Consider the following 12914-nt stretch of genomic DNA (forward strand, 5'->3'; position numbering starts at 1 on the left):
CTCCGCGCGGCACCTAGCGATCACAGGTACTAGCGACAGGTACTAGCGTGAACTCACCGCCGGGACGCCGAGGATGCTGTCCAGCAGCCCGTTGCGGAATTTTCCCTCCGGATCGTGGGCCGATGCCAGCGAGCGGAAGTCCGCTAAGCGGGAGTAGAGGGATTCCCAGTCGTGACCATCGGGCGTGAAAAGCTTGCCCCAGTGCGGCCTGGCCCCGAACGGCCGCAGAAGGTCCTCGAGCTGCGGAAGAAGGGCTTCCACCTGCGCCTGCAGAGGCTTCCAGGTGAAGTGCAGCGCAACGCTCTGCTGCCGGTAGAAGGGGCTGAGCCAGAATTCGTCCGCGGCGCAGGTCCTGATTTCGGAGACAAACAGCAGGGGCGCAAGTTTGTCCGCCAGGCTCCGCACTGCCTGGATCGCGGCAGGTGCATGCTCCAGCGGCAGGATGAATTCGCTTTGCAGTTCCTCACCGTTGCTGGGCGTGAACTCGTGGCGGAAGTGCGGCAGCCGGTCCAGCCATGGCCCGGGCTCATCCATCTGGACGGTGCAGTTCTCGGCCGACATCCCCGGCAGCGGGTGCCGCGGGCCGGCGGCTGCTGTGGCGCCGAACAGTTCACCGAGGGGAGGCTCCGAGTCCAGCGCCTTGAGCCAGACCTGGCTGATGCTATCGCCCACGTAATCGGTGAAAAGACTCACGCTGTAGGCGCCGGACACCAGCTGCGTGAAATTCGCCAGCGCCCGGTCCCACGGCAGTTTTTCCAAAACGCGCTGGCGCATGCTGAAGCTCGGCCGGACGGCAAGCTGGAGGCCGGTGACGATGCCCAGAGCGCCCAGGCCCACCACGCTGCCCAGGAACTCCTCGCCGTCCGCGCGGGACAGCGATACCTGCTCGCCGGAGGCCCGGACCAGATCAATGGCCTCCACTGCTCCGGCCAGGGAGGGGGTGTTCACACCGGATCCATGGGTGCCCGTCTGGACTGCCCCGGCCACGGAAATATGGGGGAGGGACGCCAGGTTGTGGATGGCCAGGCCGGACTGCTGCAGCGTTCGGCACAGGGCACCGTAGCTCACTCCGCCGCTGACGCGGACGCTCTGCCGTTCCGCGTCCACCTCGATCTGCTGCGGCAGTGCATCCAGCAGCACGTGCACGCCGTCGGTGTCCCCGATGCGGTTGAAGGAGTGCCGCGATCCCAGGGCCTTGACTGCCCGGCTGGAGCGCGCCACCACCTGGGCGAGCTCAGCCACCGACTCCGGGCGCAGGACGTCCGCTGATGAGTAGTTGAGATTTCCTGCCCAGTTCTTCATGTGCTCGGCTTTCAGGTGAAGTTACGATTCGCTCCACCAACTGTGAGCGCTAACAATTTCCCTGTCAAGACACTTCGGCCGCCTGCCGCCGGGGAGGGCGGTAACATCGTCAGCAGGTCATCCGCAGCGGCATTTACTGGCCGCCGGCTTTGGCCCAGAAGGCTTTGAAAGGGGAGCAGTGCGCGCAACGGTCAAGGATGTCGCGCGTCGTGCCGGCGTTTCACCCAAGACTGTCTCGAACGTGATGAACGGGATCATTCCGGTCAGCGGAGCCACCAGGACCAGGGTGGAACAGGCCATCCTTGAGCTGGACTACGTGCCCAACCTCTCCGCCCGCGGACTGCGCAATGGGAGGTCCGGTGTGATTGCCCTGGCCCTGCCTGATCTTGGCACGCCGTACTCGGCAGAAATTGCCCACTGCATTGTGGAAGTGGCACACGAGCAGGGCTGGATCGTGCAGATCGAGGAAACCGGCTCCGATCCCCAGCGCGAGCACGAACTTATGGTGCGCGCCCGCTCCAACCTGATTGACGGGCTGATCCTTAACCCTGTGGTGCTGGACGAGAGTGCCGTCCAGGTGGGCGTTGCCCTTCCGCCCGTCGTCCTGCTCGGCGAGGTCACACAAAAGCTCGCCGACCGCGTCTTCGTGAATAGCTTCGCTGCCGCCCGCGACATGACGCTCGCCCTGGCGCAGTCCGGGCGCCGGCGGATCGCCGTCCTGGGAACCACCCAAGGCCGGGGATCGGCGGCGGCGATCCAGCGAACCCAGGGCTATGAAGAGGCGCTGGAGATCCTCGGCGTCGAGCGTGACGAGTCGCTGCTGATTCCCTGCGAAAAGTGGACGCCGCAGACTGCTGCGGATGCGCTCACTGCCTATCTGGACTCCCATCCCCTGCCGGAGGCGCTGTTCTGCTTCACGGATTCCATGGCCATCGGCGCCCTGAGTGTGCTGTGGAAGCGGGGCCTGCGCATCCCGGAGGACATTGCGGTGGCGGGCTTTGATGACATCGCCGATGGCCGCTACGCGGTTCCGTCGCTGACCACGGTCTCCTTCGACAAGCGTGCCATTGCCAGCGAAGCCCTGCGCCTGCTGACGGAGCGGATGGCGGACAGGGGCCACGAACAGCGCGTGGTTTCCGTGGACTACACCATCGTGGAGCGGGACAGCAGCCGCTCCTGAAGCGACAGCAGCCGCTCCTGAATCGAGAGCGACCCACCAGTTGTGGGCGCTAACAATGTTCTCTTGCCCTGTCCATTACATCGATGTAATGTGAGGCGTGCGTCACCCCCTGAAGGCATCGGCCCGGGAACGGGGACGCACCGGAACCGGAGTTTTGAGCAACAAGAAGTGACCTTTCCGCGGACCCATCCAAAGGAGTGACGGGTGAAGCAGTTTGAATTTTTCGGGAAGCATGTGTCCCGACGGCAGTTAATGACAGGAACGGCAGCCCTGGGCAGTGTCCTGGTAGCGGGCGGACTGACGGGCTGCGGCGGAAATGCCCAAGCCTCTGGCCCGCGGGACATCGGGTTCTGGCACCTGCTGTCCGGCGGTGACGGCATCAAAATGCAGGCCATGATCAACAGCGCCAACCAGGCCAACCCCGGCTTCAAGGTCCAACCCACGGTCCTGGCCTGGGGCCCGCCGTACTACACCAAACTGGCCATGGCATCGGCCGGCGGGCGGCCACCGGAAGTGGCGATCATGCACGCCAGCCGGGTTCCCGGATACGCCCCCGGCGGGCTCATCGACCCCTGGGACCTGGACCTGCTGGCCGAGCACGGCGTCACCGCGGAAAACTTTGCGCCGCGCATCTGGGAGAAGAGCCAGCAAAAAGGCAAGGTGTTCTCCATCGCCCTGGATTCGCACCCGTTCGTTATGTTCTACAACACGGACATCGCCAGCAAAGCCGGCGTCCTCGGCGGCAACGGACAACTGCAGGAAGTAACTTCTCCGCAGGAGTTCATGGCCATGGCCAGGGAAATGCAGAAGGTCACCCAGGCCCATGGGTTGTCCTTCGGTTACCTCGGCAGCGGCTCCCAGATGTGGCGGCTCTTCTACACGCTCTACAAGCAGCACGGCGCGGACATGGAACTCATCCCGGGCCAGCCGATGAAAGTGGACCGCGACGCCGCGATTGAGTCCCTGGAATTCATGGCATCGCTCTTTGACGACACCATCGCTGCCAAGGCCGGCGACATCAGCACGGGCATCGCAGAGTTCGCCCGCGGCGACTCGGGAATGCTGTTCAGCGGAGTGTGGGAACTGCCCACGCTCAAGAAAGCCGGACTTCCGGTGGACGCCGCCACCATTCCCACGCTGTACGGAACGCCGGCAGCCTACGCAGACTCGCACTCGTTCGTCCTGCCGCGGCAACTGAATGTGGATGACGCGAAGCGGCGGGATGTCTACAAGTTCGTGAGCGATGTCCTCAAAGGATCAATCTCCTGGGCCGAAGCCGGGCACATTCCGGCCTACCAGCCCGTGGTCCAGTCGCAGGCCTACCGCGACCTCACGCCGCAGATCCACTACGCCAACGCAGCGGAGATCATCGCCTACGATCCCGAAGCCTGGTTCAGCGGCTCGGGCTCTGACTGGCAGACGTACTTTGCGGAGAACGTCCAGAACGTGTTCCTGGGCCGCGACAAGGCGGCCGCAGGTTGGGACGCCTTTGAGCGCCGCACCAACACCCTTCTTTCCCGGCCCAACCCGGTCTAACCGCACCGAGCGACAAAGGAGTCCTTCATGAGTTCTTCACTAGCGTCCCGGCGCAGCACCGGCCAGCCGGACATCGCCACAGCGACCCCACCCCAACCAACGCGCCGCCCCTCACAGAGCCGGACCAGGAGCAACCTGAGCGGCTGGGGATTCGCCACCCCGTTCCTGGTCTTCTTCCTGGTCTTCCTGGTGTGGCCCATTCTCTACGGCTTCTACATGAGCCTCACGGGCAAGTCCCTGACCGGCGCCAATGACAGCCTGCTCGGCTTCGCGAACTACGCCGAGGCCCTGGCCGACGCCGACATGTGGCGCTCCCTGGGAAACACGCTCTACTTCACCGTCATCAGCACCGTCCCCCTGGTCCTGGTGGCCCTGGTGATGGCGGCCCTGCTGAACGTGGGGCTGCCGGCCCAGTGGCTGTGGCGGCTTTCCTACTTTGCCCCGTACCTGCTGGCCTCCACCGTGGTCTCGCTGTTCTTCACCTGGATGTACAACCCGCAGCTTGGCCTGATCAATGACTCCCTCTCCAAGATGGGCATCCCCAAAGTCGCTTGGCTCAACGATCCCAACGTGGCCATGTGGGCGATCGTCATCGCCACGCTGTGGTGGACCGTGGGGTTCAATTTCCTGCTGTACCTGGCCGCGATGCAGAACATCCCCGCACAGCACTACGAGGCAGCGTCCCTGGACGGCGCCGGAGCCTGGCGGCAGTTCTTCTCGATCACGCTGCCGCAGCTGACCCCCACCACGGTGATGATCGTGCTCCTGCAGATCCTCGCGTCCCTGAAGATCTTCGATCAGGTGTACCAGATGACCGCCGGCGGGCCCGGAGGATCAACCCGCCCGGTGGTGCAGTACATCTTTGAAACCGGCTTCACCGGCTACCGGCTGGGGTACTCCGCAGCCATCTCCTACATTTTCTTCGGACTGATCGTGCTCGTTTCGGTCATGCAGTTCGCCGTCACCCGCCGCAGGAGTGCATAACCATGGCAACCCCTACCCTCACCCGTCCCGCCGCACGCACCAGCACGAGCGAAGGGCTCCGCCGCCCGCGCAAGAAGATGACCGCAGGCAAGATCGCCGCGCTCGCAGTTGCGGCGTTCATCGCCGTGCTGTGGCTGGTTCCGTTCGCCTGGGCCACGGCCACCGCGTTCAAGACCGAGACGGATGCCGCAGCTCCGAAGGTCAGCTGGATGCCGCCGTCGGGCTTTACCGCTGAAGCGTTCGTCAAGGTGTTCCAGGACGGCAACATCCCGCTCTGGACCTGGAACTCGTTTTACACCTCGGCGGCCATCACGGCGATCACACTGGTGATCTCGGCGCTGGTGGCCTACGCCCTCTCCCGGATCGACTTCAAGGGCAAGAAGGTGCTGATGACGGTGATCATTGCCTCGATCATCATCCCGCCGCCGGTCCTCATCATCCCGCTCTTCTATCAGATGCTGGCGCTGCACCTGATCGATACGTCGTGGGCCATCATCCTGCCGCAGGTCATCCACCCGGCCATGGTGTTTGTGCTCAAGAAGTTCTTCGACCAGATTCCCCGCGAACTCGAGGAAGCCGCCGTGATGGACGGTGCCAGCCGCCTGCGGATCTTCACCCAGATCATCCTGCCGTTGTCCCGGCCCATCCTGGCCGCCGTCGCGATCTTCGTGTTCATTGGCGCGTGGAACAACTTCCTGTGGCCCTTCATCGCAACGAACGACGGCGCGCTCCTCACCCTTCCGGTGGGGCTGCAGACCATCAAGAGCGCGTACGGCATCCAGTACGCGCAGAACATGGCCTCCGCGCTCCTCGCGGCGCTGCCCCTCATCCTCGTCTTCCTGTTCTTCCAGCGCCAGATCATCAAGGGCGTCGCGACGACGGGACTCGCCGGAACCTGATCCGGCACCTTACTGACCACCCACCAAAAGACCTGAACCACAACCAAGGAGATACCGCACATGTCCCGCGCACGGATCACCCTCGACCGCGACTTCACCATCGGCGAAGTCCCCCGCCGCCTGTTCGGCTCCTTCGTGGAGCACATGGGCCGCTGCGTCTACACCGGCATCTACGAGCCGGGCCACCCGGAGGCCGACGAGAACGGCTTCCGCCAGGACGTGCTCAAGCTCGTCAAGGAGCTCGGCGCCACCGTCATCCGGTACCCCGGCGGCAACTTCGTCTCCGGCTACAACTGGGAAGACGGCATCGGCCCGCGGGAGAACCGTCCCCGCCGGCTGGACGGCGCCTGGCACACCGTGGAAACCAACGCGTTCGGCCTGCACGAATTCGTGGACTGGTCCCGCCAGGCCGGCACGGAAATCATGGAAGCCATCAACCTGGGTACCAGGGGAGTGGACGCAGCCCGCGAGATTGTGGAATACGCCAACCACCCCGGCGGCACCTACTGGTCCGACCTCCGCGCCAAGAACGGCCACAAGGATCCGTTCGACATCAAGCTCTGGTGCCTGGGCAACGAGATGGACGGGCCGTGGCAGATCGGCCACAAAACTGCTGAGGAATACGGCCGTCTGGCCCAGGAAGCCGCCAAGGCCATGCGCTTCGTGGACCCGGACATCGAACTGGTGGCCTGCGGAAGTTCCAGCTCCGCCATGCCGACGTTCGGCGACTGGGAGCAGACGGTCCTGACGCACACCTACGACGAGGTGGACTACGTCTCCCTCCACGCCTACTACCAGGAGCACGAGGGCGACGTCGGCAGCTTCCTCGCCAGCGCAGTGGACACCGACTACTTCATCGAATCCGTGATCGCCACCGCCGACGCCGTGCGTGCCAAGGGCAAGCACAAAAAGCACATCAACCTGTCCTTCGACGAGTGGAACGTCTGGTACCAGCGCGGCCTGGATTCTGAGGACCAGCCGCACAACGTCGCCAAGGCGGGCTGGCGCGAGCACCCCCGGGTCATCGAGGACAAGTACAACGTGACGGACGCCGTGGTGGTGGGAACCCTGCTGAACTCGCTGCTCCGCCACGGCGACCGCGTCAAGATCGCCAACCAGGCGCAGCTGGTCAATGTCATCGCACCGATCCTTTCGGAGGAGAACGGTCCGGCCTGGAAGCAGACCATCTTCCACCCGTTCGCCCGGATGGCGGAGCTGGCCAAGGGCCAGATCCTGCGGCTCTCGGTTGACTCGGACAAGTACGAAAACGCCCGTTTCGGCGGCACCGACCTGGTGGACGTCAGCGCAACGTGGAACGAGGAAACGGGGCGCGTGGCACTGTTCTTCGCGAACCGCGGCCTGGAGGAGGCAGCCGACGTCGAGGTCGCCCTGCGCGGGTTCGACGCCCGCCGGGTGGTCCGTGCCGAGGTCTTGGAAATTCCGGAAGGCGGGGACCGTTTCACGGCCAATACCCAAAGCAGTCCGAACCAGGTGGGGCTCAAGCCGCTGGAAGGCGCGAAGGCGAGCGGCTCCGAACTCCGGCTCACGCTGCCGGCGCTGTCCTGGGCCGTGATTGAGCTGGAGGTCGTCAAGAACTGACCCTTGCCGCACCAATTCTGAGCGGACGACGGCGGGACCTCCCGCCGTCGTCCGCTCTGCCAGGTTCCGGGCCTGGGGACGCATCCGGCGCTCACGGGAGCGCGTACACACGGCGGGCGTTGTCGTGTGCGACGAGTTGCACGATCTTGCGGGCGTCCGCGTCGGAACAGTCGTCGTCGTCGATCCATCCGCCCACTACCTTGGTGATTGCGTTGCGCCACAGTCTCGCGCCGAGGTAGTGAAGTTCGGCCGGGCCCAACGCATCGGAGGAGTACAGGATTTTTGTGAAGGGAGCCAGTTCGAATGAGCGGGCCACCAGACCCCGGCTCCGTGACCCGGTGAAGTTCACGGCCAGGCCCACATCGATGTAGACGTTTTCAAAGGCGTGGGCCAAATAGCCGGCTTCGCGCTCGAACGGATAGCAGTGGAGCAGCATGATGGGTGTGTCCCGGACTTCGGGGGACCGCAGAAAATCCAAGAGGTACAGGGGATTGGTCCTGTGGAGGTCCAGGTCGCGGTCACCGAATCCCACATGGAATTGCAGCGGAAGCTTCATCGACACCGCCGTATAGATCCCGTGGGCAATAAGTGTCACGTCAGTGACCTTCGCGTTGCTGCCGGCGCGCGCGTTCTCCTGCCAGCGGCGGGCCGCTTCAACCACCGCAGCCGGTGCAGGTCGGCTGAGATCCTGGTCGAATCCGGCACGGTAGGCGAGAACTGTTTTGACGCCCACGGCGCTGCGGGTGAGGTCTTGAAGCCGCTGACCGAACTCGTCGACGTAATCCGCCGGATCGGCGATCTCCCGGAGCAGCGACTCGGCGACCCGTTCCAGCCGAACGATCTCGTGGGTCCGCCCACCGGAGACGTCGGCCATGCCCGCCGTGCCGAGGTAGTCAGCGGCATCTAATCCTGTATCGATCAGCCAGTCGCTCACACCGGCAGCGCGGGTCATGCGACGGCACACCTCGAGTTCTCCAAGCTCGGAGCGCCGGCTCCAGTAGTCCGCTGGTGAAGCGTGCCGCGGCAAATCCAGAATGCCGCTGCACCAGCGCCGGATGGCGAGCCCGATTTGGGTGTTATAGGTGTCCTCGGGCTTGGCCAGTGGTTCGGTGTTTCCCTCGTTGAGCGAGTTCTGAAAGCGTGTCTCATCACCGTCAGCGTGGAACGCGCCATGCACGTGGTGATCAATCAGCCTGATTTGTTCGACGAAGTCCGGGAAAGAACCGCCCGCCATCAGATCGACCAGGCAAGTCGAAAGCGTTCAGCAAGCTCGTCCGGCGAGAGGTCCGCGGCGATTCGCTGTTCGTAGCGCCGGACGGCCACGGTGGCATCGACGATCGCGTCTCCGAGAAGCCCGCGTGCAAGGCGTGACGTGTCCAGCGTGTCGATGATGGCGGTGGGGGAGTTTGGGAGCAGCCGGACGTTGGCCCGGTGCCGCTCGTCTTCCGAAAGGCGTCCGGGGTCACCTGGGATCTCTGCCGGAAGCCTGCGCCCGGTACGGATGCCGTCAAGGGCGAGCGCGAGGATGGCTGCGGAGGCCAGATACACGTTTGCCGACGGGTCGACGATTTTCACCTCGACGTTGGCTCCATGCGGATTGCTGTTGCCCTCGATCAGAAAACGCACCGAGGCCTCCCGGTTTTCCAGGCCCCAGCATAAGTAGGCGCCTGACCACGTGCCGGGTGCCAATCGGCTTCCGGACAAGATTGATCCCGTGAGGAAACCCTGGATATCGGGCAGTCCTGCGATGATTCCGCCAATGGCCGCGCCTCCCTCGGGGCAGATGCCGTGCGGTCCGCTGCCGCCGGAGAACAGCGGCAGACCGTTCTTGTGGAACGAAAAGTGCTGGTGGGCTCCGTTTCCGACGGTGCCGGGAAAGGGCAGCGGGGAGAACGAGGCCTGCATGCCGTGGGCCCGGGCGACGATGCCAGCGATGATCTTGGCAACGACCACGGTGTCCGCTGCCTGAACCGGCGAAGCAGGGGGAAGCGAAAACTCGAACTGGTTCCTGCCGTACTCGGCGTGGATCTGTTCCATCGGAATGCCGGCATGGTTCAGCACCGACAGCAGATCATCGAGGAATTCCGATCGGTCCAGGAGGCCGGTTGCCCCGTACGGAACCCAGGGTGTGGTTTCCAGTGCTGAACCGTCCGGGGCGACGAGGAAGAATTCAAGTTCGTGGCCCACGAGTGCCTGATATCCGGCCTCGTCGAGGCTGCCGTGGACACCGGCCAGAAGGCCGCGGGCACACGCCGGAGACGCGGCCCCGTCTTGTTCGAAAAGGCTGCCCGGTGCCCATGCCCGGCCAGCCTGCAGGACACGGAGTCCCCCGATATCGATCTTGAGGCGCATATCGCCAACGGGGGTGATGCTGTCCGTGAACGCTATCCCGCCGTCGATGGTGAAGACATGCCAGACGGGGGCAGCGCCCATCCCGGATTGGTGGAAGGCTTTGAGCCGGGCTAACGGAACGCTCTTGGCGAGGGTGATGCCCGAAGCATTCACCACCGTGCCGATCACGGTGCGGACGCCGGCCGCTTCGAGCTCGCGCTGAGCCTTGGCAACAGCGGATTCGTCGGCTGATGCGATTTCAGTCATGCGCCTATCATGCGGCCCCTCCCCGTCCAATGAAAGGTTCGGAAGGTCTGCCGCTCCGCCAGGTTCTGGCCTCTGAGGACGCGGGCTGGGCTACGTGCTGAGGTTCCAGTGGACCCGGATGGCCTCGGCCATTGGGCCGGCGCTGACGTCGACCCGGAAAGCAACGGGTGCGGTCCCCGTCTCCTCGATGACCGAGTCACGGTACACGCGGCCGCATGAGGGACACAGGGTGTAGAGCTCCCCATCCGCCGGCCATTCCGCCAGTTCCGCAGGGACCGGCCTGTTCTCTCCGCTGAAGACCGGGATGCCTTCTGAGTTCGCCTGAATCAACCCGTCCTTGCTGACGGTGTTCCCGCATACGCAGGTGATGGTGGTGACATCATGATCGATAACATCGGCGGTTTCAGTGTCCACGATGACCTCCCGGCGTTGGAAGAGACGTTCTTTCAATTAGCTTATGCCTGCTGATCCGTGCGGTCTCCCAAACAGACGCCATTTGCCTAAGCGGTAACCCCCTGCAGAGGCGCTGCCAACCCGACGCCTCCTGTTCACCGCCCCGAAACCGTTGGCGCAACGCCCGTTCTCCGGCAGCAGGAAGTCTTTTCACACACCGCCGCCCAGCGCCCCCATCGCCTGGGAAATGAACCGACCCTGCTGTACCAAGGAGAACCCCGTGTTCCTGAAAAGCGCCGTCACAGCCCTCGCAGCCCTCACCTCCCTGACCGGAGTCGCCGCCCCGCCGGCCGCAAATCCCGCCAACGCGCCGTCGTCCGTGGTCCTCGGACAGCCGCTGGCCGCAGCCCATGCCCACAACGACTATGAGCACCACCGTCCCCTGTTCGATGCGCTGGAGCATGGATTCACCAGCGTTGAGGCAGACGTGTGGCTGGTGGACGGCGAACTTCTGGTGGCCCACGACCTTGAGGATGCCAAGCCCGGAGTAACGCTCGAGAGCCTCTACCTCGATCCGCTGGACGAGCTGGTGCGGAACCAGGGCCACAGCGTTTACCCCCACTGGGACGGCAGCCTGCAGCTCCTGATCGACATCAAGAGTGAAGGCGAGGCCACCTACGCCGCCATCGAGCAGGAACTGGCCGAGCACCGGGACATCATGAGCCGCTACAGCAACGGCACCACCAAAACCGGGCCCGTCACCGCCGTCATCAGCGGAAACCGCCCCTTGGCCACCATGCAGGCGCAGGAAAAGCGGTTCGGCTTCTATGACGGACGCCCCGCCAACCTCACCTCCGGCATGCCTGCCGGGCTGATGCCGCTAATCAGCGACAACTGGACCAAGCTCTTCACCTGGCAGGGCGTGGGCCCCATGCCCGAGGCCGAACGCACCAAGCTCCAGGCATACGTGACTGACGCCCACGCCAACGGCTACCGGGTCCGCTTCTGGGCCACCCCTGACCAGCCTGGCGCCGCACGCGAAGCTGTCTGGAACGAACTGTTCGACGCCGGCGTGGACCACATCAACACCGACGACCTTTCCGCGCTGCAGCAGTTCCTCGCCGCCCGCACGCTCTAACCGCCCCCACTCAACCGAGACAGGAACACCTCTATGCCTTCCAAGACCTTCAAAACGACGACGGCGGCGGCGGCCGTCCTGGCGCTCGGCCTCCTTGCGTCCCAGCCCGCCATCGCAGCCGATAACACGTCCTACAGCGAGGCGTTCACCTTTGGCGTCATCGGCGACATCCCCTACGGCGCCGCAGAAATCGCCAAATTCCCGTCCCGCATCCAGGACATCAACGCCGACGGCGCACTGAAGTTCGTCACCCACGTGGGCGACATCAAGAACGGCTCCTCGGTGTGCTCAGACGAGTACTTCGCCAACATCCGCTCCCAGTTCGACACCTTCGAGCACCCGCTGGTCTTCACCCCGGGCGACAACGAGTGGGTGGACTGCCACCGCACCAACAACGGCGCCTACAACCCGCTGGAACGGCTGGACAAGCTGCGGGAGGTCTTCTTCGACGAGCCCGGCAAGACCCTGGGCGCCACCATGCCGGTCAAGACCCAGGAGAACCTTGGGCTTCCGGAAAATGTCCGCTTCACCCAGAACCGCGTGGCCTTCTCCGTGGTGAACGTCCAGGGCAGCAACAACTCGCTGCTTCCATGGAGCGGCCTGGGCGAAACCACACCCACGCCCGAGCAGCTGGCCGAAGTTGAGCACCGGACGGATGCGGTCCTGGACCAGATCCGCGACACTTTCAGTGACGCCGAGCGCCGCAACGACCGCGCCGTGGTGCTCATGACACAGGCCGACATGTTTGATCCCTCGCTGCTCGCCGCGGCCACTGCCAACCCGGAAACGGTCTCCGGGTTCCGGGAGATCGTTGCGGCCATCATTGAAGAGACCAACAGCTTTGACCGCCCGGTCTATCTCATCAACGGCGACAGCCACGTCTTTGCCGAGAACCAGCCGCTGGCGGAAGGCTCACCATGGCTGGAGGTCTACGGCCAGCCCGCCGCGGATGACCTGCAGCGCATCACCGTGGACGGATCGGCCAACGCCACCAACTACGTCAGGTTCACCGTCGCCGGCAACAGCAGCGACAGCGACGACGTCCTGAGCTGGGAGAAGGTCCCCTTCAGCCAGTAGGCACCAGACGGAAGCGGACGACGGCGGGAGCCTCCCGCCGTCGTCCGCTTTACCCTGCCCTCGAAGTAGCCCAACGCCCGACCCCTCCTGCGATGCCCCGCGCCCTCAACTCCGGAACTGCCGGCGGCGTCTGAATCCCATGAACCCCTTGACGGTGTGATCTGCGTCGCGTAGCTTGTTCAACAAGAGGATTGTTCAACAATCCAAC

11 protein-coding genes are annotated in these 12914 nt (G+C 64.4%); 7 read left to right on the forward strand and 4 right to left on the reverse strand.

Translation table 11 applies throughout. The features are described from left to right. Window positions 1-42 precede the first annotated feature (42 nt). The gene (locus tag CXR02_RS08855) at window positions 43-1302 is read right to left on the reverse strand and encodes a D-arabinono-1,4-lactone oxidase (protein ID WP_104061639.1); all 1260 of its coding nucleotides are present in this window, start codon (window positions 1300-1302) and stop codon (window positions 43-45) included. A 178-nt stretch (window positions 1303-1480) separates the two neighbouring features. On the opposite strand from CXR02_RS08855, the gene CXR02_RS08860 reads away from it, so the two are divergent. The 5 genes from CXR02_RS08860 (at window position 1481) to CXR02_RS08880 (ending at window position 7500) form a co-directional block, all read left to right on the forward strand. Beyond that, on the forward strand, window positions 1481-2482 hold the full coding sequence (locus CXR02_RS08860; protein ID WP_104061640.1) for a LacI family DNA-binding transcriptional regulator: 1002 nt from the start codon (window positions 1481-1483) through the stop codon (window positions 2480-2482). 204 nt (window positions 2483-2686) lie between these two features. Continuing rightward, on the forward strand, window positions 2687-4018 hold the full coding sequence (locus tag CXR02_RS08865) for an extracellular solute-binding protein (RefSeq protein WP_104061641.1): 1332 nt from the start codon (window positions 2687-2689) through the stop codon (window positions 4016-4018). A 27-nt stretch (window positions 4019-4045) separates the two neighbouring features. Then, window positions 4046-5002, forward strand: coding sequence for a carbohydrate ABC transporter permease (locus tag CXR02_RS08870; RefSeq protein ID WP_104061642.1), 957 nt, complete (start codon window positions 4046-4048; stop codon window positions 5000-5002). Between the two features lie 2 nt (window positions 5003-5004). Then, entirely contained in the window at window positions 5005-5901 is an 897-nt protein-coding gene (locus tag CXR02_RS08875; RefSeq protein WP_104061643.1) for a carbohydrate ABC transporter permease, read from the forward strand. 60 nt (window positions 5902-5961) lie between these two features. After that, window positions 5962-7500, forward strand: coding sequence for an alpha-N-arabinofuranosidase (locus CXR02_RS08880; RefSeq protein ID WP_104061644.1), 1539 nt, complete (start codon window positions 5962-5964; stop codon window positions 7498-7500). Between the two features lie 91 nt (window positions 7501-7591). Here the strand turns inward: CXR02_RS08880 and CXR02_RS08885 are convergent, their stop codons facing one another. The 3 genes from CXR02_RS08885 to CXR02_RS08895 all read right to left on the reverse strand — a co-directional run bounded on the left by CXR02_RS08885 (window position 7592) and on the right by CXR02_RS08895 (window position 10512). Next, window positions 7592-8734, reverse strand: coding sequence for an amidohydrolase family protein (locus CXR02_RS08885; RefSeq protein ID WP_104061645.1), 1143 nt, complete (start codon window positions 8732-8734; stop codon window positions 7592-7594). Continuing rightward, window positions 8734-10098, reverse strand: a complete 1365-nt coding sequence (locus tag CXR02_RS08890; RefSeq protein ID WP_104061646.1) for a glutamine synthetase family protein — start codon at window positions 10096-10098, stop codon at window positions 8734-8736. Before CXR02_RS08890 ends, CXR02_RS08885 begins: the two co-directional genes overlap by 1 nt. 90 nt (window positions 10099-10188) lie before the next feature. Next, window positions 10189-10512 (reverse strand): hypothetical protein, encoded by a 324-nt coding sequence (locus CXR02_RS08895; protein ID WP_104061720.1) that lies wholly within the window; start codon window positions 10510-10512, stop codon window positions 10189-10191. Window positions 10513-10771: 259 nt separating this feature from the next. On the opposite strand from CXR02_RS08895, the gene CXR02_RS08900 reads away from it, so the two are divergent. Beyond that, entirely contained in the window at window positions 10772-11629 is an 858-nt protein-coding gene (locus CXR02_RS08900) for a phosphatidylinositol-specific phospholipase C/glycerophosphodiester phosphodiesterase family protein (protein WP_104061647.1), read from the forward strand. A 33-nt stretch (window positions 11630-11662) separates the two neighbouring features. Then, window positions 11663-12706: a hypothetical protein gene (locus CXR02_RS08905; protein ID WP_104061648.1), complete on the forward strand. Its 1044-nt coding sequence runs from the start codon at window positions 11663-11665 to the stop codon at window positions 12704-12706. Window positions 12707-12914 lie beyond the last annotated feature (208 nt).

This window comes from Arthrobacter sp. 4R501 (assembly GCF_002929755.1).
In the GTDB taxonomy this organism is placed as follows: domain Bacteria; phylum Actinomycetota; class Actinomycetes; order Actinomycetales; family Micrococcaceae; genus Arthrobacter.